The sequence below is a fragment of the Streptomyces sp. NPDC044106 genome (assembly GCF_056433985.1).
In genome coordinates this window covers 183,956-207,036 of sequence record NZ_JBWKFZ010000011.1, presented here as the reverse complement: position 1 = coordinate 207,036, position 23,081 = coordinate 183,956, and the positions used below count along the sequence as shown (strand labels likewise).

General features: G+C 70.7%; 18 protein-coding genes. 13 read left to right on the top strand and 5 right to left on the bottom strand.

The genetic code is table 11. From position 1 onward, the window contains the following. Window positions 1-156: 156 nt before the first annotated feature. Window positions 157-4,731: a glutamate synthase large subunit gene (gene gltB / locus AC07DI_RS21680; RefSeq protein WP_478905701.1), complete on the top strand. Its 4,575-nt coding sequence runs from the start codon at window positions 157-159 to the stop codon at window positions 4,729-4,731. Next, on the top strand, window positions 4,724-6,184 hold the full coding sequence (locus AC07DI_RS21675) for a glutamate synthase subunit beta (protein ID WP_478905700.1): 1,461 nt from the start codon (window positions 4,724-4,726) through the stop codon (window positions 6,182-6,184). Before gltB ends, AC07DI_RS21675 begins: the two co-directional genes overlap by 8 nt. Here AC07DI_RS21675 and AC07DI_RS21670 read toward each other — a convergent pair. Further along, complete coding sequence (locus AC07DI_RS21670; RefSeq protein ID WP_478905699.1) at window positions 6,181-6,417, bottom strand: hypothetical protein; 237 nt, start codon at window positions 6,415-6,417, stop codon at window positions 6,181-6,183. The two genes, AC07DI_RS21675 and AC07DI_RS21670, sit on opposite strands and share 4 nt — an antisense overlap. A gap of 245 nt (window positions 6,418-6,662) precedes the next feature. Here AC07DI_RS21670 and AC07DI_RS21665 point away from each other — a divergent pair, with 245 nt between their 5' ends. The 3 genes from AC07DI_RS21665 to AC07DI_RS21655 are packed head-to-tail and all read left to right on the top strand — an operon-like array spanning window position 6,663 to window position 9,792. Further along, the gene (locus AC07DI_RS21665; protein ID WP_478905698.1) at window positions 6,663-7,928 is read left to right on the top strand and encodes a sugar ABC transporter substrate-binding protein; all 1,266 of its coding nucleotides are present in this window, start codon (window positions 6,663-6,665) and stop codon (window positions 7,926-7,928) included. A gap of 38 nt (window positions 7,929-7,966) precedes the next feature. Then, a complete protein-coding gene (locus tag AC07DI_RS21660) occupies window positions 7,967-8,962 on the top strand; it encodes a carbohydrate ABC transporter permease (RefSeq protein ID WP_384255771.1) in 996 nt (331 codons plus the stop codon). Further along, the gene (locus AC07DI_RS21655) at window positions 8,959-9,792 is read left to right on the top strand and encodes a carbohydrate ABC transporter permease (RefSeq protein ID WP_384255768.1); all 834 of its coding nucleotides are present in this window, start codon (window positions 8,959-8,961) and stop codon (window positions 9,790-9,792) included. Before AC07DI_RS21660 ends, AC07DI_RS21655 begins: the two co-directional genes overlap by 4 nt. A 32-nt stretch (window positions 9,793-9,824) precedes the next feature. Here AC07DI_RS21655 and AC07DI_RS21650 read toward each other — a convergent pair whose 3' ends face one another. Continuing rightward, on the bottom strand, window positions 9,825-10,649 hold the full coding sequence (locus AC07DI_RS21650; protein ID WP_478905697.1) for a chitosanase: 825 nt from the start codon (window positions 10,647-10,649) through the stop codon (window positions 9,825-9,827). A gap of 134 nt (window positions 10,650-10,783) precedes the next feature. Between AC07DI_RS21650 and AC07DI_RS21645 the strand changes: the two genes are divergently transcribed. From AC07DI_RS21645 to AC07DI_RS21635, 3 genes are read left to right on the top strand one after another with little or no spacing between them, the layout of a single operon-like run. Then, the gene (locus AC07DI_RS21645) at window positions 10,784-11,011 is read left to right on the top strand and encodes a hypothetical protein (protein WP_478905696.1); all 228 of its coding nucleotides are present in this window, start codon (window positions 10,784-10,786) and stop codon (window positions 11,009-11,011) included. Window positions 11,012-11,033: 22 nt separating this feature from the next. Next, a complete protein-coding gene (locus tag AC07DI_RS21640; protein WP_384255760.1) occupies window positions 11,034-12,137 on the top strand; it encodes a hypothetical protein in 1,104 nt (367 codons plus the stop codon). Window positions 12,138-12,160: 23 nt separating this feature from the next. Next, window positions 12,161-12,661 (top strand): hypothetical protein, encoded by a 501-nt coding sequence (locus tag AC07DI_RS21635; RefSeq protein ID WP_478905695.1) that lies wholly within the window; start codon window positions 12,161-12,163, stop codon window positions 12,659-12,661. Between the two features lie 8 nt (window positions 12,662-12,669). On the opposite strand, the gene AC07DI_RS21630 is transcribed toward AC07DI_RS21635, so the two are convergent. Then, on the bottom strand, window positions 12,670-13,437 hold the full coding sequence (locus AC07DI_RS21630) for an SDR family NAD(P)-dependent oxidoreductase (protein ID WP_478905694.1): 768 nt from the start codon (window positions 13,435-13,437) through the stop codon (window positions 12,670-12,672). Beyond that, a complete protein-coding gene (locus AC07DI_RS21625) occupies window positions 13,434-14,378 on the bottom strand; it encodes a tyrosine-protein phosphatase (protein ID WP_478905693.1) in 945 nt (314 codons plus the stop codon). Before AC07DI_RS21625 ends, AC07DI_RS21630 begins: the two co-directional genes overlap by 4 nt. A gap of 422 nt (window positions 14,379-14,800) precedes the next feature. Here AC07DI_RS21625 and AC07DI_RS21620 point away from each other — a divergent pair, with 422 nt between their 5' ends. The 3 genes from AC07DI_RS21620 to AC07DI_RS21610 all read left to right on the top strand — a co-directional run bounded on the left by AC07DI_RS21620 (window position 14,801) and on the right by AC07DI_RS21610 (window position 17,827). Beyond that, window positions 14,801-15,004 (top strand): cold-shock protein, encoded by a 204-nt coding sequence (locus AC07DI_RS21620; protein ID WP_055556530.1) that lies wholly within the window; start codon window positions 14,801-14,803, stop codon window positions 15,002-15,004. A 142-nt stretch (window positions 15,005-15,146) separates the two neighbouring features. Then, complete coding sequence (locus AC07DI_RS21615; RefSeq protein WP_478905692.1) at window positions 15,147-16,796, top strand: DEAD/DEAH box helicase; 1,650 nt, start codon at window positions 15,147-15,149, stop codon at window positions 16,794-16,796. 107 nt (window positions 16,797-16,903) lie between these two features. After that, entirely contained in the window at window positions 16,904-17,827 is a 924-nt protein-coding gene (locus AC07DI_RS21610) for a pentapeptide repeat-containing protein (RefSeq protein WP_478905691.1), read from the top strand. Window positions 17,828-17,888: 61 nt separating this feature from the next. Here AC07DI_RS21610 and AC07DI_RS21605 read toward each other — a convergent pair whose 3' ends face one another. Continuing rightward, window positions 17,889-18,791 (bottom strand): hypothetical protein, encoded by a 903-nt coding sequence (locus tag AC07DI_RS21605; protein ID WP_478905690.1) that lies wholly within the window; start codon window positions 18,789-18,791, stop codon window positions 17,889-17,891. A 213-nt stretch (window positions 18,792-19,004) separates the two neighbouring features. On the opposite strand from AC07DI_RS21605, the gene AC07DI_RS21600 reads away from it, so the two are divergent. Both AC07DI_RS21600 and AC07DI_RS21595 read left to right on the top strand, forming a co-directional pair. Next, a complete protein-coding gene (locus AC07DI_RS21600) occupies window positions 19,005-19,802 on the top strand; it encodes a S1 family peptidase (RefSeq protein WP_384255743.1) in 798 nt (265 codons plus the stop codon). 143 nt (window positions 19,803-19,945) lie between these two features. After that, complete coding sequence (locus tag AC07DI_RS21595) at window positions 19,946-23,071, top strand: endo-alpha-N-acetylgalactosaminidase family protein (protein WP_478905689.1); 3,126 nt, start codon at window positions 19,946-19,948, stop codon at window positions 23,069-23,071. The last annotated feature ends 10 nt before the right edge of the window (window positions 23,072-23,081 follow it).

Here is a 23,081-nt window from a genome sequence, read left to right as displayed (position 1 = left end):
CGCGAACCGCTCCCCACTCCGCGAGCGGTGTCCACATGGTGGAATGAGCTATCCGCTTTTCGAGAAGCGTTCCATCATGTAACCTGCACGAAATTTCGCCAGGGCCAACGTCGTCCCTCGCCTTTCACCAATGCCTCGACGACGACGGGAGTGCCGATGCGTACCCACGCCTGGTCGCCCATGGACGGTCGCCCCGCCCCCCAGGGGCTGTACGACCCCCGCAACGAACACGACGCCTGCGGTGTCGGGTTCGTGGCCACTCTGACCGGTGTGGCCAGCCATGAACTGGTCGAACAGGCGCTGACCGTACTGCGCAACCTCGAGCACCGCGGCGCCACCGGCTCCGAGCCGGACTCGGGTGACGGTGCGGGCATCCTGCTCCAGGTCCCCGACGCCTTCCTGCGCGAGGTGGCCGGATTCCAGCTGCCCGCGGCCGGTGCCTACGCCGTCGGCATCGCCTTCCTCCCGGTGGACACCGCCGGTACGACCGAGGGAGCCGTCTCACAGATCGAGACGATCGCCTCCGAGGAGGGCCTGACGGTCCTCGGCTGGCGCGACGTGCCCGTCGCCCCCGAGCTGCTCGGCGCCACCGCGCGCTCGACCATGCCCGTCTTCCGGCAGGTCTTCGTCGCCGACGGCGACACCACGGGCCTGGAGCTGGACCGCAAGGCCTTCCTGCTGCGCAAGCGCGCCGAGCGCGAGGCCGGGACGTACTTCCCCTCGCTCTCGTCCCGCACGATCGTCTACAAGGGCATGCTGACCACCGGCCAGCTGGAGCCGTTCTTCCCCGACCTGTCCGACCGCCGCTTCGCCACGGCCGTCGCGCTCGTCCACTCCCGCTTCTCGACGAACACCTTCCCGAGCTGGCCGCTCGCGCACCCGTACCGCTTCGTGGCGCACAACGGCGAGATCAACACGGTCAAGGGCAACCGCAACTGGATGCGGGCCCGCGAGTCGCAGCTCGCCTCCGAGCTGTTCGGCGCCGGGAACAAGAGCCTCGACCGCCTCTTCCCGATCTGTACGCCGGACGCCTCCGACTCCGCGTCCTTCGACGAGGTGCTGGAACTCCTGCACCTCGGCGGCCGCTCGCTCCCGCACTCCGTCCTGATGATGATCCCCGAGGCCTGGGAGAACCACGCCTCCATGGACCCGGCACGGCGCGCCTTCTACCAGTACCACTCCACGATGATGGAGCCCTGGGACGGCCCGGCCTGCGTCACCTTCACCGACGGCACCCAGGTCGGCGCGGTCCTCGACCGCAACGGCCTGCGCCCGGGCCGCTACTGGGTCACCGACGACGGCCTCGTCGTCCTCGGCTCCGAGGTCGGCGTCCTGGACATCGACCCCGCGAAGGTCGTCCGCAAGGGCCGCCTGCAGCCCGGCCGGATGTTCCTCGTCGACACCGCCGAGCACCGCATCGTCGAGGACGACGAGATCAAGGCGTCGCTGGCCGCCGAGAAGCCGTACCAGGAGTGGCTGGAAGCCGGCGAGATCGAGCTCTCCGACCTGCCCGAGCGCGAGCACATCGTGCACACGCACGCCTCCGTCACGCGCCGACAGCAGACCTTCGGCTACACCGAGGAAGAGCTGCGCATCATCCTCGCGCCGATGGCCAAGACCGGCGGCGAGCCGCTCGGCTCCATGGGCACGGACACCCCCATCGCGGCCCTCTCCGCCCGCCCGCGGCTGATCTTCGACTACTTCACGCAGCTGTTCGCGCAGGTCACCAACCCGCCGCTTGACGCCATCCGGGAAGAGCTCGTCACCTCGCTGCACAGCTCGCTCGGCCCGCAGGGCAACCTGCTCGACCCGACCGCCGCCTCCTGTCGCAGCGTCACCCTGCCCTTCCCGGTGATCGACAACGACGAGCTCGCCAAGCTCATCCACATCAACGCCGACGGCGACATGCCCGGCATGAAGGCCGCGACGCTCTCCGGCCTCTACCGCGTCAGCGGGGGCGGCGCCGCCCTCGCCGCCCGCATCGACGAGATCTGCTCCGAGGCCGACGCCGCCATAGAGGCCGGTGCCCGCCTGATCGTGCTCTCCGACCGGCACTCCGACGCCGAGCACGCGCCGATCCCCTCGCTGCTGCTCACCTCGGCCGTCCACCACCACCTCATCCGCACCAAGCAGCGCACTCAGGTGGGCCTGCTCGTCGAGGCGGGCGATGTGCGCGAGGTCCACCACGTAGCCCTCCTCATCGGCTACGGCGCCGCGGCCGTCAACCCCTACCTGGCGATGGAGTCCGTCGAGGACCTCGTCCGCGCGGGCACCTTCCTGCCGGGGATCGAGGCCGAGCAGGCCATCCGCAACCTGATCCACGCCCTCGGCAAGGGCGTCCTGAAGGTCATGTCCAAGATGGGCATCTCCACCGTCGCCTCCTACCGCGGTGCCCAGGTCTTCGAGGCCATCGGTCTCGAAGAGGCCTTCGTCGAGCGGTACTTCAGCGGTACGACGACGAAGATCGGCGGCGCCGGGCTCGACGTCGTCGCCCAGGAGGTCGCCGCCCGGCACGCCAAGGCCTACCCGGCCTCCGGCGTCCCCTCCGCGCACCGCGCCCTCGACATCGGCGGCGAGTACCAGTGGCGCCGCGAGGGCGAGCCGCACCTGTTCGACCCCGAGACGGTCTTCCGCCTTCAGCACTCCACGCGCAACCGCCGCTACGACGTCTTCAAGCAGTACACGGACCGCGTGAACGAGCAGTCCGAGCGGCTGATGACGCTGCGCGGCCTGTTCGAGCTCAAGTCGGACCGCCCGTCGATCCCCGTCGACGAGGTCGAGCCCGCCTCCGAGATCGTCAAGCGCTTCTCGACCGGCGCCATGTCGTACGGCTCCATCTCCAAGGAGGCGCACGAGACCCTCGCCATCGCCATGAACCAGCTGGGCGGCAAGTCCAACACCGGTGAGGGCGGCGAGGACCCCGAGCGCCTGTACGACCCGGCGCGCCGCTCCTCGATCAAGCAGGTCGCCTCCGGCCGCTTCGGCGTCACCAGCGAGTACCTCGTCAACGCCGACGACATCCAGATCAAGATGGCGCAGGGCGCGAAGCCCGGCGAGGGCGGCCAGCTGCCCGGCCACAAGGTCTACCCGTGGGTCGCCAAGACGCGTCACTCGACGCCCGGCGTCGGCCTCATCTCGCCGCCGCCGCACCACGACATCTACTCCATCGAAGACCTCGCCCAGCTGATCCACGACCTGAAGAACGCGAACCCGCAGGCGCGGATCCACGTCAAGCTGGTCTCCGAGGTCGGCGTCGGCACGGTCGCCGCGGGCGTCTCCAAGGCCCACGCGGACGTCGTCCTCATCTCCGGGCACGACGGCGGCACCGGCGCCTCCCCGCTGACCTCCCTGAAGCACGCGGGCGGCCCCTGGGAGCTCGGCCTCGCCGAGACCCAGCAGACCCTGCTGCTCAACGGCCTGCGCGACCGCATCGTCGTGCAGACCGACGGCCAGCTCAAGACCGGCCGCGACGTCATCATCGCCGCGCTGCTCGGCGCCGAGGAGTTCGGTTTCGCGACCGCGCCGCTCGTCGTCTCGGGCTGCGTCATGATGCGCGTCTGCCACCTGGACACCTGCCCGGTCGGCATCGCCACGCAGAACCCGGCGCTGCGGGACCGCTTCTCCGGCAAGGCCGAGTACATCGTCAACTTCTTCGAGTTCATCGCCGAAGAGGTCCGCGAGCTCCTCGCCGAACTCGGCTTCCGCTCCATCGAGGAGGCCGTCGGCCACGCCGAACTCCTCGACACCGACAAGGCCGTCAGCCACTGGAAGGCGCAGGGACTCGACCTGGCACCGCTGTTCCACGTGCCGTCGCTGCCCGCGGGCGCCGTCCGGCACCGGATCGCGTCCCAGGACCACGGCCTGGAGAAGGCGCTCGACAACGAGCTGATCAAGCTCGCCGCCGACGCGCTCGCCGCGGCCGGCGTGGCGGACGCCCACCCGGTCCGCGCACAGGTCCCCATCCGCAACATCAACCGCACGGTCGGCACCATGCTCGGCCACGAGGTGACGAAGAAGTTCGGCGGCGCGGGCCTGCCCGACGACACCATCGACATCACCTTCACCGGATCCGCGGGCCAGTCCTTCGGCGCCTTCGTGCCGCGCGGTGTGACGCTGCGCCTGGAGGGCGACGCCAACGACTACGTCGGCAAGGGCCTCTCCGGCGGCCGCATCATCGTCCGCCCGGACCGCGGCGCCGATCACCTCGCCGAGTACTCGACCATCGCGGGCAACACCATCGCGTACGGCGCGACCGGCGGCGAGCTGTTCCTGCGCGGCCGCACCGGCGAGCGCTTCTGCGTCCGCAACTCCGGTGCGACGGTGGTCTCCGAGGGCGTGGGCGACCACGGCTGCGAGTACATGACCGGCGGCCACGCGGTCGTCCTCGGCGAGACCGGACGCAACTTCGCGGCCGGCATGTCCGGCGGCATCGCGTACGTCATCGACCTCGACCGCGACAACGTCAACGCCGGCAACGCCGCGGCCGTCGAGCCCCTCGACGAGAGCGACAAGCAGTGGCTGCACGACGTCGTGCGCCGCCACCAGGAGGAGACGGGCTCCACCGTCGCCGAGAAGCTGCTCGCCGAGTGGGACACCGCCGTGCAGCGCTTCAGCAGGATCATCCCCACCACGTACAAGGCAGTGCTCGCCGCCAAGGACGCCGCCGAGCGGGCCGGTCTCTCCCAGACCGAGATCACCGAGAAGATGATGGAGGCGGCGACCAATGGCTGATCCCAAGGGCTTTCTGAACCACGGCCGCGAGGTCGCGCGGACCCGCCCGGTCGACGAGCGCGTCAAGGACTGGAACGAGGTCTACGTTCCCGGCTCGCTCCTGCCGATCATCTCCAAGCAGGCCTCGCGCTGCATGGACTGCGGCATCCCGTTCTGCCACAACGGCTGTCCGCTCGGGAACCTCATCCCGGAGTGGAACGACTACGCCTACCGCGAGGACTGGTCGGCCGCTCAGGAGCGGCTGCACGCCACGAACAACTTCCCGGAGTTCACCGGGCGGCTCTGCCCGGCCCCGTGCGAGTCGGCGTGCGTGCTCGGCATCAACCAGCCGCCCGTCACCATCAAGAACGTCGAGGTCTCGATCATCGACCAGGCCTGGGACCGCGGCGACGTCGCGCCCCAGGCGCCGGAGCGCCTCTCCGGCAAGACCGTCGCGGTCATCGGCTCGGGCCCCGCGGGCCTGGCCGCCGCCCAGCAGCTGACGCGGGCCGGACACACCGTCGCCGTCTACGAGCGCGCCGACCGCATCGGCGGCCTGCTGCGCTACGGCATCCCCGAGTTCAAGATGGAGAAGCGGCACATCAACCGCCGCATCGAGCAGATGCGCGCGGAGGGCACCAAGTTCCGCACCGGCGTGGAGATCGGCCGCGACATCGACGCGGCGAAGCTGCGCAGGCGCTACGACGCGGTCGTCATCGCCGCCGGTGCCACCACCGCCCGCGACCTGCCCGTCCCCGGCCGTGAGCTCAAGGGCATCTACCAGGCCATGGAGTACCTGCCGCTGGCCAACAAGGTCCAGGAGGGCGACTACGTCACCACGCCCGTCTCCGCCGTGGGCAAGCACGTCGTCGTCATCGGCGGCGGCGACACCGGCGCGGACTGCGTGGGCACCGCCCACCGCCAGGGCGCGGCATCCGTGACCCAGCTGGAGATCATGCCGAGGCCGGGCGAGGACCGTGCCCCGCACCAGCCGTGGCCGACCTTCCCCATGCTGTACAAGGTCACCTCCGCGCACGAGGAGGGCGGCGAGCGCGTCTACGCCGTCAACACCACGCACTTCGAGGGGGACGAGGAGGGCAACGTCCAGTTCCTGCACCTCGTCGAGGTGGAGTTCATCGAGGGCAAGCTGACCCCGAAGCCGGGCACCGAGCGCAAGATCCCCGCCCAGCTCGTCACCCTCGCCATGGGCTTCACCGGCACGGACCGCGAGAACGGCCTCGTGGACCAGTTCGGCCTCGAACTCGACGCGCGCGGCAACATCGCGCGGGACGCCGAGTTCCAGACGAACGTCCCCGGCGTCTTCGTCGCAGGCGACGCCGGCCGCGGCCAGTCGCTCATCGTCTGGGCCATCGCCGAGGGCCGCTCGGCGGCGCGCGGCGTGGACAGCTTCCTCACCGGTGCGAGTGATCTTCCGGCCCCGATCCGCCCGACGGACCGCGCCCTGACCGCCTAGCCCGTACGGTCTGCTTCCGTACGACCTCTCAGACGTCCCGTACAACGGCGTACGGAACTGAGCGGCGCCCGCCCCGTCCCCGACCGGACCCGGGCGGGCGTCGTGGCGTCCGGGGCCGCGTCCCACCGGTGGAGCCGGTCCAGGCCGAGCTCCTTGATCAGCACGACGCGGGAGAGCGCGAGCGCCGCGACGGGGACGCAGAACAGCACGGCGGCCGTGCTCAGCACGTTCATCCGCAGCGTCTTCAGGGGCGTCGGGACGGATCTCCTGAAACCGGCGTCCCGCGCAACGGGTGCGTTGCGTGGGGCGCAATGCTATGAGCGTATGTTGCGTCACTCGCAACCCTCATTACGGTTCGGCCGCTTATACCAATGGGTCTAGACCGCCTAGGCCCGGTGTGACCACAATCGCTCCCACCAATCGGAACCTGGAGGGGGCCGGCATGAATCGACGTGTCATCGCCGCTGGTTGTATCGCCATGAGTCTCGGACTGACCGCTACGGCGTGCGGTGGCGATGACGGCGACGACGGCGGCAGCGCCACCGACGGCAAGGGCAAGACCCTCACCGTATGGATCATGGAGGGGACCAACCCCGACGCGCGGCCCTTCTTCAAGGAGGCGGGAGACGCCTTCGAGAAGAAGACCGGCGCCAAGATCAAGGTCGAGTACCAGCAGTGGGCCACCGCCCAGAAGAAGTTCACCACCGCCATCGAGGGCGGCGCCGACCAGGTGCCCGACGTGGCGGAGGTCGGCACCACCTGGCTCCCGCAGTTCGCCGACGCCGAGGCGCTCGTCGACGTGACGGACGACGTGAAGAAGTCCGGCCTCGGTGACGACCTCGTCGCGGGCTTGAAGGACGCGGGAACGCTCGACGGCAAGCAGTACGGCATGCCGTGGTACGCGGGCGTCCGCTCGATCGTGTACCGCAAGGACATCTTCGAGAAGCACCACCTGAAGGCCCCCACGACCTGGAAGGAGCTGGAGTCCACCGCGAAGACGCTGAAGTCGAAGGAGCCGGACCTGGTTCCGTTCCCGGTGGCGGGTGGCGCGGAGATGTTCGCCATGCCCTTCGTCTGGGGCGCCGGCGGCGACCTCGCCAAGGAGGAGGGCGGCAAGTACACCGCCGCCATCAACTCCCCGGAGTCCATCAAGGGCATCGAGTTCTACACCGGCCTCGCCACCAAGGACAAGGTCTCCCCGGCCAAGGTCAACACCTGGACGGAGAAGGAGGTCGGCGACGCCTGGAACAAGGGCGAGGTCGCGATGTCCATCGGCGGTAACTGGACACCGAAGGCCATCACCGACAACAACCCCAAGCTCAAGGGCAAGCTCGGGGTCGTCCCGATCCCCGGTCAGAACGGCGGCATGTCCAAGTCGTTCCTCGGCGGCTCCTACCTCTCCACCTTCAAGTCGCACAAGCAGGCGCTGGCCTGGGAGTTCGTGAAGATGCTGACCACCGGTGAGTTCGCCGCCAAGTGGGCCGAGCAGACCAACTACTTCCCCGGCCAGAACTCCGAACTGAAGAAGATCGAGGCCAAGAAGGACCCGCTGGTCGAGCCGTTCGCCAAGCAGATGATCGAGGCCGGGGCCACCATGCCCAAGACCAAGGCGTACAGCGAGATGCAGGCCTCCAAGGTCGTTCCGGCCATGGTCCAGTCCATCCTGACCGGCAAGTCCAGCGTCAAGGAGGCGGCGGACAAGGCGGCCAAGGACGTGAACGCGATTCTCGCGAAGGACAAGTGAACGAGGGCGAGTTCGGCACTGTGAAGGACGCGACTGTCGTGAAGGACACGCCCGTCGGCGGCGGGCCGAAGATCCCGGCCCGCCGCGGCCCCCGGCAACAGCCCGACGGCGGGGCACAGGCGGCCCTGCGCCGCAAGAAACTGATCACGAGCACCCGGCCCTGGCTGCTGCTCGCGCCGTCCCTCGTGGTCCTCGTGGGCCTGCTGCTCTGGCCGCTGATCCAGGTCGGCAAGCTCTCCCTGCAGGACTACGAGGTCAAGTTCGGCGGCGGCAAAGGTACGTTCACCGGCTTCGACCACTACAGCGACCTGCTCTCCAGCAGCCTGCTGTGGCAGACGGTCCTGCCCAACACCGTCTTCTTCGCCGTCGCCTGCGTCGGCCTCACCGTCGCGCTCGGCACCCTGGTGGCCCTGCTGCTCAACCGCCTCGGCGCCACCTGGCGGATGATCTGCTCGATCGCGATCCTCGCCGCCTGGGCGATGCCCGCGGTCACCGGCACGTACGTCTGGATCTGGCTCTTCCAGCCGCAGGACGGCATGGCGAGCCAGCTCGCGGGCTCGATCGGCCTGATCGACCCCGAGACCACCAACTGGTTCACCGAGCGCGGCCCGTTCTACGCCATCGCCACGCTCAACGTCGTCCACCACGGCTTCCCCTTCGTCGCCATCACCGTCCTCGCGGGACTCATGACGATCCCCAAGGAGCTGTACGAGGCGGGGGAGCTCGACGGGGCCAACGCCTGGCAGCGGTTCTGGAACATCACCGTGCCGACGATCAAGCCCGTCTTCCTCGTGGTGACCATCCTCTCCACCATCTGGGACTTCAAGGTCTTCACCCAGGTCTATCTGCAACCCGGCGGCGACGGTTCTAACGAAGACGTCTACAACCTCGGCGTCTTCTCCTACATCCAGGCCTTCGCCAAGAACGACTACGGCACGGGAGCCGCGGCCGCGGTCCTGCTCACCGTGCTGCTCCTGGCCATCACCGTCGTCTACATCCGCACGCTGTTCCGCCAGGGGGAGGAGGACCTGTGACCACCCGCCGCACCACTCTCGCCGCACGCGTCGGCCTGCCGGCCGCCGTCGTCGGCCTGCTCCTCTTCACGCTCTTCCCCGTCTACTGGATGATCTCCACGGCGCTCGACCCGAAGGCCTCCGTGCGCGGCTCGGACGTGCTGCCGAGCGGCCTGAGCCTCGAACACTTCGAGTTCGTCTTCGACAAGGGCAACTTCGGTACGTACCTGCTGAACTCGGCGGTCGTCGGCATCGCCACGATCGTCGCGGCCGCGCTGCTCTCGCTCTTCGCGGCCATCGCGGTGGCACGGTTCAAGTTCCGCTTCCGCACCTCCGTGCTGATCATGATCCTGATCGTGCAGATGGTGCCGCTGGAGGCGCTGGTCATCCCGCTCTTCATCCAGATGCGGGACTACGACATGCTCAACTCCCTGCTGGGGCTGAGCGTCGTCTACATCGCCCTCTCGCTCCCGTTCGCCATCTGGACGCTGCGCGGCTTCGTCGCCACCGTGCCCAAGGAGGTCGAGGAGGCGGCGTACATCGACGGCGCTTCCTGGCCGCGGATGTTCTGGTCGGTGCTGCTCCCGCTGGTGGCGCCGGGGCTCGTGGCCACCTCGATCTTCGCCTTCATCACGGCGTGGAACGAGTTCGTCTTCGCGTACACCTTCATGAAGGGCAGCGACAAGTACACGGCCGCCGTGGGCATCTACCAGTTCTTCGGTGAGAACTCGACGGCCTGGGGCCCGGTCATGGCCAGCTCCACGCTGGTCACCGTGCCGGTGATGATCTTCTTCGTGATCGTGCACCGGAAGCTCGGCTCGGGCCTGGCGGCGGGCGCGGTCAAGGGCTGAGCTGCGCCCGGACGGTGTACGGGGAAAGGGCCCTACGGCACCTTGTACGTATCCCCGTACACCTTCCAGGTCAGCGGCGTGTCCAGGCCCAGATTGCCGTCGTCGAGGAACTTCCGCTGCGCCGTGTCCACGCGCGAGGTGTCGCGGTGGGCCGCCTCCCGCTTCATCGCCCCGCGGCGGATGTCCAGGAAGACGTCGAGGTACGCCTTCTCCCCGCCGCCCCGGGACGGCGGGTCCGCCTTCTTCAGCGCCGCCGCGCGCAGGCCGTCGAAGCCGCGCGCGCCGGGGCCGTGCACGACCATCGCGTCGTAGTAGACGAACTGACCGAGCGTGCCGAGCCCGTCGCGCCTGGCCAGGCGCACCGCCGGGTCGAAGTAGCCGCGGTCGCGCGCGCGGTCCTGCGCCGAACGGAACGCGGCCTTCGACGCCTCCGCCCGCCACGCGTCGGGGAAGCCGGGCGCGAGGCCCTCGTGCGAGTCGCTGCCGTCGACCTCACGCAGGGCGGGCAGATAGCGGGCCAGGCCGTTGTCCGGGTGGTCCTTGGTGTAGCGCTCGACGAGGGCAAGCAGGTCGTGGGTGCCGGTGCAGAAACCTATGATCCCCGCCGTGTAGCCGCGCCCGTCGCCGATGTCCTCGACGTAGCCGTACTGGCCGCGCCAGTCGAGCGTCGAGTTCTCCGCGCTCGACACCAGCTTCTGGGCGAGCTCCTTCTTCGCGGGCGCGGCCAGACCCTGCCCGCCGTGCTGGGGGTCGCCGCCGCCCGCGCCGTCGCCGTGCGAGCCGCCGCCCAGGGCGTAGGCGGCGACGGCGGACGCCAGGGCGAGGGCGACGAGAAGGAGGAGAGCGGCACGTTTCATCCGCGCAAGATTACGTGGGCATGACCGGCGGCACGGCTCCCAGGCCCCCGCCCGCCGCCACTATTGACTAAAAGTCAGTTCGGCGTCAGTCTCGGGACCCGTACCCAGCCGTGGGGTCAGCCCTGGGAGGCGACGTGGACACCGGAGCACGGGCACAACACGAGCGACTCGGCGCGGAACTGCGCGACCAACCGCCCGAATCCTTTCGGGAGTTGGATCCCGAGCAGCTGGCGGCGCTGGCCGACGCGCTGGAGCGGCAGCGCGAGAGCCGCGCCGCGGGACTGCACGAGGCCGCCGAAGACGCGCTCGCACTCGTGCCCGCGCTGGCCCGCGGCCCCGTCCGCCGCATTCTCTTCCGATAGCCGAGTGGAGCGAGGAGTCAGCATGGACAAGCTGCGCGGCAGGGCCGAGACCCGCAAGATCGCCCACCTGCTCGACGTCGAACCCGACACGCTCGCCTTCCTCCAGGCGCTGCCCGTCGAGGACGTACGCCGATTCCGCGCCCAGAGCGTCGCGGCGCTCTTCGACCGGGCGCCCGACATGCTCGACCGGATCGCGTCCGCGACCAAGCTGGTGCCTGCCGGAGTGGCCGCCGCCATCTCGCAGAAGGCCCTCGGCCCGCGCCTGGCCGCCGCCGTCGCGGGACGGCTCGAACCCGCGCGCGCCGCCGACATCATCGAGAAGCTGCCGGTCTCCTTCACCGCCCCGGCCTGCGCCCACCTCGACCCGCGCCGCATCGAGGGCATCGTCGGCCGGCTCGACGAGGACCTGCTCGTCCGCATCGCCGTGGCGCTCGCCGAACGCGGCGACCACCTCACCATGGGCCGCTTCGTCGGCCACCTGCCCGACCCCGCGCTGCGCCGCATCCTGCCGCAGGTCGACGACGCCGCCGTGCTGCGGACGGGCTTCGCGATCGACGTGCCCGAACGGCTCGGCCACCTCATCGAGCTGATGGGCCCCGACCGGCTCGCGTCGGTCATCGGCTCGGCGTCCGCCGACGGCCTGTGGCCCGAGGCGCTGGCCGTCGCCGGCATGGTCACCGGGGAGCAGCGCGGCCGCATCGCCTCGCTCACCGCCGCACAGCCGCAGCACCGCCTCGACTCCCTGGTCGCCACGGTGGCGGAGCAGGACCTGTGGGAGTCCCTGCTTCCGCTGGTCGCGCTGCTCGGCGACGAGGAGCGGCGCACGGTGGCCGAACTGCCCTCGCTGCGGGACGCGGACGTGCTCGGCGGGGTCGTCAGGGCCGTCGTGGCCACCGGGCTGTGGGCGGAGTTCCTGCCACTGGTCGACGTGCTGCCCGCTCAGTCCCGCAAGGCCGTCGCCGACACCGCGGGGGCGCTGCCCGAGCCCGCCCTTGACGCGCTGGCCAGGGAGGTCGACAAGCAGGACCTGTGGGAGCTGGTCATGCCCCTCGTCGAGCTGATGGACGATACGGCGAAGACCCGGATCTTCGCCCTGCCCGCCTTCCAGGACCAGGCCGGAGGGTAACCCGCACGGCGTACGAAGAATCGATGCGGCAGCACCGCACGGGTGACACCGCGTGTCCCGGGGCCGCCGAGCGGGGAGAGCGCCTGGCGGACCCGTCGACTCCCGTACGGGTCCGGCCACCCACCCCGCCGGACCCCCGCGTCCGGCGCCGGACCGAAACGGACCCCATGCGCCTGCGCCACACCGTCGCCGCCGCCCTCGGCGCGCTCGTCCTCGTCGTCACCCTGCCGACCTCGGCGAACGCCGCCGAAGGCGACTTCTCGTACAAGTTCGTGGGCCTCGACGGAACCCCCCGGAAGGCCACGCTCCACGACCCGCAAAGCCCCGGCTGCGCCACGCTCCCCGAGGTCGCGGACCCCGAGGCCTCCGAGCCCGCGTTCGCCCCGCACAACGACACCGACACCTGGGTGATGGTGTTCACCGAGCCCGACTGCACCGGCGACTCCTGGACGCTGCGCCCGCACGGGCACCCCGCATCGGACCGCCTCAAACTGCGCTCGGTGCACTTCACCGGCCGCCACTGAACCGGCCCTCACCCCGTCGTCGACCCGCCGTCCACGGTGAACTCCGCCCCCGTGACGTACGACGACGCGTCCGACGCCAGGAACAGCACGAGAGCGCCGACCTCCTCCGGGCGGCCCATCCTGCCCAGCGGCAGATGCGAGAAGTCCCGCCCGGCGGAGGCCGCGGAGATCATCGGGGTGTCGATCACCCCCGGATGCACGGAGTTGACCCGCACCCGGTACTTCGCCAGGTCCAGCGCCGCCGACCGGGTCAGGCCCCGCAGCCCGAACTTCGACGACCCGTACGCCGCGTGCCCAGGGATGCCGACGAGACCGGCCGTCGACGACACGTTCACCACCGAACCGCCGCCCGCCTCCTTCAGCGCGGGCAGCACCGCCTGGATGCCCAGGAAGGGTCCCAGCAGATTGACCCGGAGCACGGCCTCGAAGTTCTCGCGCGTCTCGTCCTCCACGGACGCCGTGCGCCACAGCGCGGCGTTGTTCACCAGGACGTCGAGGCGCCCGAAGGCATCGAGCGCACCCGCCACGGCCGACGCCCAGTCCGCCGCGTCGCTCACGTCGTGCCGTACGAACAGCCCCTGGTCCCCCAGGGAACCGGCGACCGCGCGCCCCTCCTCCGCGCGTACGTCCGTCACCACGACCCGCGCCCCCGCCTCGGCGAAGAGCCGGGCCTCCGCCGCGCCCTGGCCGCGGCCCGCGCCGGTGATCAGGACGGTCCTGCCGTCCAGGCGGTAGGCGGTCCTCGGCGTCTCGCCGCGGGAGTCCGCCGGGTTCATCGGCCGACCAGCTCCTCGCGCAGTCGCAGGACCGTGCGGGCGTCGAGCCCGAGCCCCTTGGTCAGGTACCCCTGGAGACCCCCGTACCGCTTCGTCGCCTCGTGGAGCGCCGTGCCGAGGTAGTCGGTGCGGACCTCCTGGAGCGGGATGATCAGGTCCGGGTTCTGCATGAGGCCGCCCTGTTTGAGCGCCTCGCGCAGCCGCGCGTCGTACGCGGCCCGGTAGGTGTTGGACGCCAGGTAGTCGCCGGTCGCGGTCCGGTCCGGCACGCCGACCAGGCGCAGCAGCAGATACGTCGTCCAGCCGGTGCGGTCCTTGCCCGCGGTGCAGTGGTAGAGCAGTGGTGAGCCGCCCGCCGCGATGTCGCGCAGGGTGGCGGCGAACTGCGCGCGGTTGACGTCGTCGGTGACGAAGGTGCGGTAGACGTCCCGCATGAACGCCGCCGCCCTGCCGTTGCCCAGCATCTCCTCCTGCTTGACCGGGTCCTTGGAGGCGATCGCGGTGAGCAGCCGGGTGAACAGGCCGTTGTCGGTGATCGGCCGGGAGACCGCGGCGACCCCGGCGGGCAGCCGGTCCGCGCCGTCGTACTGCACCTCGGCGGGCACCCGGAAGTCGACGACCTTCGTCAGGCCGAGCCCGGCGAGGGTGCGCAGATCGGTGTCGGTGAGCTTGCCGAGGGCGTCGCCGCGGAAGACCCGGCCGTAACGGACCTGCTCCCCGTCGTACGTGCGGTAGCCGCCGACGTCCCGCACATTGACCGCGCCCTGCAGCGGAATGTGACGCACGGTGTCGGCCGCGGACCGGGGCGCGGTGGCCGCGGTGGCCGCAGCGGGTGTGCCGGGTGCGGCGATCCCGGCGGGGGACGCCCAGGCGGGCAGGGTGCCCAGGGCAACCGCGGCGATCACGAGTCCGGTCGCGGTACGGGTACGAGAGATGCGCATCGGTCCGCCTTCCCATGCTTCCCATCGGCCCAACCAAGCGATTGTTTGGCAGGGGGTCGAAGGTAGCGAGGCGCCGGTGGGCGGGGAAGGGGCGCGCCCGGGAAACTGACGAATGGTCAGTTCTGTACAGCGGCGGGTGCGAGCGCGAGCGCGGGTGCGGGCGGGCGGCGGTCGGGGTGTACGGGGCGTAAGGTAGGTGTGAGGCGTACGCGTCTCGCGGGTCCGGGAACACGCGGGCGCGTGAGCGTGTTAGGCTTTTAGTGTTGCAGTTTTGGTACCCATGAACTTTATGTGCGCCTGACGGGAATGCTCCGAGGGCGCATTATTGTTTTTCCGGTTCTCTCCGGTATGGGGGTCATTGCAGCGCTGGAGATTCGCAATTCGGTGTTTCTCCATTCACTGCCCCTGTTGAGGAGATTGACATGGCAACCGGCACCGTTAAGTGGTTCAACTCGGAAAAGGGCTTCGGCTTCATCGAGCAGGACGGCGGCGGCCCCGACGTCTTCGCCCACTACTCGAACATCGCGTCCTCCGGCTTCCGTGAGCTCGTCGAGGGCCAGAAGGTCTCCTTCGAGGTGACCCAGGGCCAGAAGGGCCTGCAGGCCGAGAACATCGTTCCTGCCTGATCGCCGCAGCGCGCGAACCTCACAGCCGAGGCCCGCACCGGAAGGTGCGGGCCTCGGCTTGCGCTGTCATCGGGCCCGACGGGCCCAGAGCCGCACCGGCTCAGAGGTCCGGAAAGTCCAGCGACCAGGAAGGCATTACTGCATGAACCGCTCCGAACGCCCGGCGCGCCCCGCCCGCAAGCGTCCCGCCACCGCAGGCGGAAAGGGCCGGCCGAACGGCCAGGCGAAGGGCTCCGCGCATTCTTCGCAGTCCGCGAAGAAGTCCGGCGGACGCAGGCCCGTGCAGGGCGGCGAGTTCGCACTGCCCGAGAGCATCACGCCCGCGCTGCCGGCCGTCGAGGCCTTCGGTGACCTGGACATGCCCGAGGCCCTCCTGAAGACGCTGGCCGCCCAGGGCGTCACCGAGCCCTTCCCGATCCAGGCGGCGACACTCCCGAACTCCCTCGCCGGGCGCGACATCCTCGGCCGCGGACGCACCGGCTCCGGCAAGACCCTCGCCTTCGGCCTCGCCCTCCTGGCCCGCACGGCCGGACACCGCGCCGAGTCGAAGTCCCCGCTCGCCATGGTCCTGGTCCCCACGCGCGAGCTGGCCCAGCAGGTCACGGACGCCCTCACCCCGTACGCCACCTCGGTGAACCTCCGCATGGCCACCGTCGTCGGCGGCATGTCGATCACCCGGCAGTCCGGGACGCTGCGCCGCGGCGCCGAGGTCCTCGTGGCCACCCCCGGCCGCCTCAAGGACCTGATCGAGCGCGGCGACTGCGACCTGTCCCGGGTCCGTACGACCGTCCTCGACGAGGCCGACCAGATGGCCGACATGGGCTTCATGCCGCAGGTCACGGCGCTGCTCAAGCAGGTCGAGCAGGGCGGCCAGACGATGCTGTTCTCGGCGACGCTCGACAAGAACATCGACCGGCTCGTACGGATGTTCCTCACCGATCCCGTCGTGCACTCCGTCGACCCGTCGGCGGGCGCGGTGACCACGATGGAGCACCACGTGCTCTACGTCGCCGACGAGACGGACAAGAAGGCCGTCGCCATGCGCATCGCCGCCCGCGAGGGCCGCGTGATCATGTTCCTGGACACCAAGCGCGCGGTGGACCGCTTCACCAAGCGGCTGCTCGCCAACGGCGTACGCGCCTCCGGACTGCACGGCGGACGCTCGCAGCCGCAGCGCAACCGGACGCTCGACCAGTTCAAGACCGGCCAGGTCACCGCATTGATCGCGACGAACGTCGCGGCGCGCGGCATCCACGTCGACGACCTCGACCTGGTCGTGAACGTCGACCCGCCCACCGACCACAAGGACTACCTCCACCGGGGCGGACGCACCGCGCGGGCGGGGGAGTCGGGCAGCGTCGTCACCCTCGTGCTCCCCGACGAGAAGCGTGAGATGACGCGGCTCATGTCGGACGCGGAGATCAGCCCCAACACGGCGCGCGTCTCGTCCTCCGACGAGGAGCTCGTACGGATCACCGGGGCGCGGGAGCCCTCGGGCGTCCCGGTCGTCATCGAGACGCCGCAGCCGCAGCAGCAGCAGCCGTCCGCGCGGCCCGGCTCCGCCCAGCGGCGCCGTCGGCCCCGTGGGAGCGGGGGCGCCGCGGCCGGTCAGGGCCAGGGCCAGGGGCAGCGCAGGGTTCCCCGGCAGGGTCAGGGCCAGAGTCAGGGTCAGGGCCAGGGTGGCGGCCAGGCCAGGAGCGGTTCCGCCGGAGCCGGTGGCGGCGTCGGCGGTCGTGCCCGTCGCGGTCGCTCCGGTGGCGGCGCTCAGGGAGGCCGCCGCTCCGCGGCGTGACGCAGGCAGGAACTGATCCACACCGCCCGCAGCCGGAACCTTCCGGCTGCGGGCGGAACAATGACGTGACGTACCACCGCACAGCCCGGCACCGAGGAGCCCGCCCGATGACACCGGAGCGACCGGAGCGCGAACCCGCCGCCCTGCCCCGGCACCTGCCCCTGCTCGACGACGACCGCGCGGCCCTGCGCGCCGACTGCGGCAGCTGTTTCGGGCTGTGCTGCGTGGCCCTCACCTTCGCCAGGTCCTCGGACTTCGCGGTGGACAAGGACGCGGGCACGCCCTGCACCAATCTCCGGGCGGATTTTCGCTGCGGCATCCACCGCGACCTCCGGGACAAGGGGTACCGGGGCTGCACGGTGTATGACTGCTTCGGAGCCGGGCAGCGCGTCTCCCAGTCCACCTTCGAGGGCCGCGACTGGCGTCAGGATCAGGCCACGGCGCGCCAGATGTTCGAGGCCTTCCCGGTCATGAGGCAGCTCCACGAACTGCTCTGGTACGTGACCGAGGCGCTCACGTACCCGCAGACCCGGCCGATCGCCGCCGACCTGAGGCGCGCCCTCGCCGCGACGGAGCGGCTGGCCGGGGGCACCCCCGAGGCCGTCGTCGACACCGATGTGGCCGCCCACCGCCAGGACGTCAACAAGCTCCTCCTGCGCACCAGCGAACTCGTCCGCGCCGAGCACCAGGGCGCGGGCGGCAGGGGCGGAAAGGGCGCCAGGAACGGTAAGGGCGGTAAGGGCGGCAAGAAGAGCCGCAGGGGCGCCGACCTCATCGGCGCGCGGCTCAAGGGCGCCGATCTCAGGGGCGTCGATCTGCGCGGCTCGTACCTCATCGGCGCCGACCTGCGCGACGCGGACCTGCGGGCGGCCGATCTGATCGGCGCGGACCTGCGCGACGCGGACCTGCGGGGCGCCGATCTCACCGGCGCGCTCTTCCTCACCCAGTCGCAGGTCAACGCGGCCAGGGGCGACGACCGCACCAGGCTCTCCGACTCCCTCCACCGCCCCGGACACTGGTCCGCCGCCTGACACGGGCAGCCTGATACGCGGCTGCCCGCCGCCCGTTGCCGACGCCAGGGGGGCGGCCCCGCTACGTGTCTAACTCCAGCACCGTCCGGCACAGCGTGCACCGCGCCCGCATCCGCCCCCGCGCCGGCAGCCGGATCCGCTGGTGGCAGGCGGGGCAGGGGAACGTCACCCGCAGGGTGCCGCCGCCGACGGAGAAGGAGTAGTCCCCGCCCGTTCCGCCCGCCGCGACCGCGCCGCCGTGGTCCCGCGCGTACCGCCGGTCCTTCGCGTACCGCCGCCGCCCCGCCCACCCGGCGGCCGTCAGCGGAGGCTGCTGCTCGTCGCGGCGCGCCTGGGCGAGACCCTTGGTGTACGCCGTGTACGCCTGCGCGCTGGTGAACCAGGTCTCCGGAGCCTCGCCGAACGCCAGCGCCCGCTTGGCCAGGACGTAGCCGAATTCCTCCGGCGTGAGGTAGCCGAGCTTCTGCGAGGACGCGCCGTCCTCGCGGTAGGCGTCGAGCAGCAGCCAGCCCGCGCCCAGGTAGGCGGTGGCGGTGTCGGTCAGGATCTCGTTGTCGCGGGTGCCGGGGAACGACAGATCGAGCCGGTGCAGGTAGACGTGCATGACCTCATGGGCGAGCGCCGCGCCGATGTCCCTGCGGTGCGTGCGGAAGCGGTCGTTGAGCTCGATGAAGTACTCGGGTCCCGCGGCGAGTTCGACGTACGCGGCGTGCTCCATCTCGCGGAAGCTGACGATCATCCGGGCGTCGGGCAGGCGCAGGTGCCGCACCATCTCGCGGGCCACCCGCTGCACGCCGAGGTACAGGTCGTCCTGGTCGCTGAAGGCCACGTCGGCGGGGGCGACGCTGGTCTCGAAGGTGTGGACGGTGTCGTACGAGAGGCGTCTGTAGAGCGCGGTGACAGCGGCGCGCACGGTCTCCAGATGGGGGTAGCCGTGCACGACTGGACCGCCGCCGACCGCCACGTCCGCACCCCCTGAAACCACGCACCGGGCACTGCAACCCTGGCCCACTGTACGGGGGTTGCCCCGCCCGGAGCGGGTCCGTGCGACACGTCGTGGCCGGAAACCGCCCCTTGTCCTGAGCGGACACCGATCTCCATAATCCGCAACAACGCTTTGGCGGGCACATGCCATGACGCCCGTACGACTCATGAACCCCCCACCTAGGAGAGTCAGTTGAAGACCAAGCTGCGTGGAGCCAAGAGAGCCGCCGCCCTCGGTACGATCGCGCTCGCCGCCGTCAGCCTTCAGCCCGTCGCCGCCCAGGCGGCCCCGAGCCCGGGCCCGAAGCCGGGCGAGAGCGTCGTCGGCGGCACCCGTGCCGCACAGGGCGAGTTCCCGTTCATGGTCCGTCTGTCGATGGGCTGTGGCGGCGCTCTGTACGCCAAGAACATCGTGCTGACCGCCGCCCACTGCGTGGACGGCTCGGGGAGCAACACCAGCATCACCGCCACCGGCGGAGTCGTGGACCTCCAGAGCTCCTCCGCGATCAAGGTGAAGTCCACCAAGGTCCTCCAGGCCCCCGGCTACAACGGCAAGGGCAAGGACTGGGCGCTCATCAAGCTCGCGAAGCCGATCGACCAGCCCACCCTGAAGATAGCCACGGACACCAAGTACAACACCGGCAACTTCACCATCGCGGGCTGGGGCGCGGCCAGGGAGGGCGGCGCACAGCAGCGCTACCTCCTCAAGGCGACCGTCCCGTTCGTCAGTGACGCCGACTGCAAGGCCGCGTACGGCGATGACCTCACGCCCGGCGAGGAGCTCTGCGCCGGCAAGCTCGCCGAGGGCGGCACGGACACCTGCCAGGGCGACTCCGGCGGCCCCATGTTCCGCAAGGACGACGCGGGCCAGTACATCCAGGTCGGCATCGTCAGCTGGGGCAACGGCTGCGCGCGGCCGAAGTTCCCCGGCGTGTACACCGAGGTGTCGACCTTCGCGCGCGACATAGAGAAGGCGGCTTCGACGCTCTGAGCGCAACGGCGGGACGCCCACGGCCACGGCGTCCCGCCCGCCCGGAAGTTAGTCCAAGACCTGTCCCCCCTTTGTCCATGGGCGCCCCCGTCCCACCCGGCCATCGTGATCGGCACCGATTCCGTCCCCTGGAGGAGTGCCGCATGCTGCCGTCAGACAGGTCAGGACCGAGCCGCCGAGCCGTGGTCGCCACCGGTGCGGTCGCCGGGGTGGGGGCCGCACTCGGAGCGGGCGGAACCGCGTTCGCCGGGGGTACGCGGAGCGCTCAGGGCGCCCCCGGCAGGCCCCTGCCCGACGAGGTGGTCCTGCGCTCGGCCGACCTGGACGTGCGCGTCGCCACCGCCTTCCCGCGCGTCGTCTCCTACACGGACCGCGCGAGCGGCGCCGTACTGCACGGCCGGCGGGACGCCGTCACCACGGTCCTCATCGACGAGGCCGCGCACACCCCGCAGGTCACCGCCACGACGGGCGGATCCCGCGCCGCGTACGTGCTGGCCTTCGACGGCGGCACCCGGATCGACGTCGAGATCGCGGTCGAGGGCAGGCAGGTCCACTGGCGCGTCACGAGGATCGCGGACACCGACGCGCTGCGGGTCGGCACCCTGCGGATCCCCGGCCTCGCCCTGCTCTCCGTGCGCAGCGACCAGCCCGGGGCCGCTCTCCTCGCCGCCAAGGTGCAGCTGGACAAGGCCAAGAGCGGCGACACCCTCGTCCGTCCCGCCGCGGACACCCCCGCCGAACCGCCCACCGGCTGCGCCTACGCCGTCGTGGCACACGACAGGATCGGCGGAGCCATCGAGACCAACACCGTCTACGACAAGCCCACCAGCGAGGCGGGTACCACCTGGGAGAACGGCCGCCTGTGGCGCGAGACGGTGCGGCACGACGCCGGGAACGCCGACTACGTAGAGGCCCGGTTGAGCCCCGGACAGTGGACATACCGCGCCGCGACCGCGCCCGTGCACGCCACCGAACCCCTGCCCTACGCCACCGTCGTCATCACCGGCGACCGGGGCGGCGACGGCAAGGTCGACTGGCAGGACGCGGCGATCGCCTTCCGCGACATCATGGTGACCCCGCGCGGCGCCGACGAGCAGCACCTGCGCGTCGTCCCGCACATCCCGTTCAACTTCGCCTCGCAGGCCACCAACCCGTTCCTCGCCACGCTCGACAACGTCAAGCGGATCCACCTGGCGACCGACGGCCTGCGCCAGTACACGCTCCTCAAGGGCTACCAGTCCGAGGGCCACGACTCCGCCCACCCCGACTACGCGGACAACTACAACACGCGCGCGGGCGGCCTTACAGACCTCAACACCCTGGTCCACGAGGGCAAGAAGTGGAACAGCGACTTCGGCGTACACGTCAACGCCACCGAGTCGTACCCCGTGGCGAACGCCTTCTCCGACAAGCTCGTCGACAGGAAGAACGAGCAGTGGGACTGGCTCGACCAGAGCTACCGCATCGACCAGCGCCGCGACCTGGTCTCCGGGGACGTCATCAAGCGCTTCGCCGACCTGCGCGCCCAGACCGACCGCGGCCTGAACACCCTCTACATCGACGTGTTCCGCGAGTCCGGCTGGACCTCCGACCGCCTCCAGCGGGCCTTCCGCGACCAGGGCTGGACCGTCACGTCGGAGTGGGGCCACGGCTTCGAGCGCTCCTCCCTCTGGTCGCACTGGGCCACCGAGACCGACTACGGCGGCGACACCTCGCGCGGCGTCAACTCCCGGCTGATCCGCTTCATCCGCAACCACCAGAAGGACGTCTTCGCCGACAAGTGGCCCACCCTGCTCGGCGCCGCCCGCATGGGCAACTTCGAGGGCTGGGTCGGCAAGACCGACTGGCACGCCTTCTACGACCTGATCTGGACCCACTCACTGCCCGCCAAGTACCTCCAGGCGAACCCCATCAAGAGCTGGGACGAGCACGAGATCACCTTCTTCGGGGCGACGAGGACGACGGTCTGCGACTCCACGGGCGTGCGGCGCATCACCACGGACGGAAACGTCGTCTACGAAGACGGCCGCTACCTCCTCCCCTGGGAGCCCCGCAAGGCACACGACCCCGCCAAGCTGTACCACTACAACCCGGCGGGCGGCGCCAGCACCTGGCAGCTCCCGCGCGCGTGGGCACGCCGCTCCAGGGTGGCGCTCTACCGGCTCACCGACCAGGGACGGGTCTTCGAGTCGTACGTCTCCGTAGCGGGCGGCAAGGTCACCGTCGAGGCCGACCCGAAGCAGCCCTACGTCCTCTACCGCGAGCGCGCCGCCGCCCTGCCCGACCCCAAGTGGGGCCAGGGAACACCCCTGCACGACCCGGGCTTCCACTCCGGCTCCCTGAAGGGCTGGACGGTCAGCGGCCCCGCCACCGTGCGGCTCAGCGACCTCGGCGACCACGAACTGGTCATCGGCGCGGGCGCCGCGGCCTCCGTCGGCCAGCGCCTCACCCGCCTGAAGGCCGGGACGTACGTCGCGTCCGTGCAGGTCGAGGTCGGCGAGAAGCCGGGGGAGCGGCGCAGGGCGTCCCTGGAGGTGCGCACCGCCGACGGCGTCACCGCCGCCAACTTCACCGAGACGTCCACGGCGGGCAACTACGTCGCCGCCGACCGCAAGCACGGCACCCGCTTCCAGCGCATGTTCACGTACTTCACCGTCCCCGAGGGCGGCGGCAGGGCCGAGCTGACGCTGCGCGCCGAGGCGGGCCACGCGCGCGTGCGCTTCGACAACGTACGGATCGCCGCCACCCGGCGCCCCGCGAAGCGCCCCCGCGCCACCCTCGCCCACGAGGACTTCGAGCACGTCCCGCAGGGCTGGGGCCCCTTCGTGAAGGGCGACGCGGGCGACGTCACCGACCCGCGCACCCACATCGCTCAGCGCCACGCCCCTTTCACCCAGCGCGGCTGGAACGGCAAGGCGATCGACGACGTCATCGACGGCACCAACTCCCTGAAGTCACGCGGCGAGAACACCGGCCTCGTCTACCGCACGGTCCCGCACACCGTCCGCTTCGCACCGGGCAAGCGCTACCGCGTCTCCTTCCGCTACGAGAACGAGAAGGCGGGCCAGTACGCCTGGATCACCGCGGTCGACGACCCGTCCCCCCACGAGAACGACCGCAAGGACCTCCCGGCCGCCACCGAACCCACCACCCTCACCTACGAGTTCACCGCCCCCGCCGAGGGCGAGGCCTGGGTCGGCCTGCGCAAGACGGGCGAGGACGGCAAGGCGGAGTTCGTCCTTGACGCGTTCGAGGTCAGCGAGGTGTGAGGCGCGGGGG

Coding starts and splice junctions, on each gene's coding strand:
- gltB (WP_478905701.1), top strand. CDS start 157: ATGCGTACCCACGCCTGGTCGCCCATGGACGGTCGCCCCGCCCCCCAG.
- AC07DI_RS21675 (WP_478905700.1), top strand. CDS start 4,724: ATGGCTGATCCCAAGGGCTTTCTGAACCACGGCCGCGAGGTCGCGCGG.
- AC07DI_RS21670 (WP_478905699.1), bottom strand. CDS start 6,417: ATGAACGTGCTGAGCACGGCCGCCGTGCTGTTCTGCGTCCCCGTCGCG.
- AC07DI_RS21665 (WP_478905698.1), top strand. CDS start 6,663: ATGAGTCTCGGACTGACCGCTACGGCGTGCGGTGGCGATGACGGCGAC.
- AC07DI_RS21650 (WP_478905697.1), bottom strand. CDS start 10,649: ATGAAACGTGCCGCTCTCCTCCTTCTCGTCGCCCTCGCCCTGGCGTCC.
- AC07DI_RS21640 (WP_384255760.1), top strand. CDS start 11,034: ATGGACAAGCTGCGCGGCAGGGCCGAGACCCGCAAGATCGCCCACCTG.
- AC07DI_RS21635 (WP_478905695.1), top strand. CDS start 12,161: ATGCGGCAGCACCGCACGGGTGACACCGCGTGTCCCGGGGCCGCCGAG.
- AC07DI_RS21630 (WP_478905694.1), bottom strand. CDS start 13,437: ATGAACCCGGCGGACTCCCGCGGCGAGACGCCGAGGACCGCCTACCGC.
- AC07DI_RS21625 (WP_478905693.1), bottom strand. CDS start 14,378: ATGCGCATCTCTCGTACCCGTACCGCGACCGGACTCGTGATCGCCGCG.
- AC07DI_RS21620 (WP_055556530.1), top strand. CDS start 14,801: ATGGCAACCGGCACCGTTAAGTGGTTCAACTCGGAAAAGGGCTTCGGC.
- AC07DI_RS21615 (WP_478905692.1), top strand. CDS start 15,147: ATGAACCGCTCCGAACGCCCGGCGCGCCCCGCCCGCAAGCGTCCCGCC.
- AC07DI_RS21610 (WP_478905691.1), top strand. CDS start 16,904: ATGACACCGGAGCGACCGGAGCGCGAACCCGCCGCCCTGCCCCGGCAC.
- AC07DI_RS21595 (WP_478905689.1), top strand. CDS start 19,946: ATGCTGCCGTCAGACAGGTCAGGACCGAGCCGCCGAGCCGTGGTCGCC.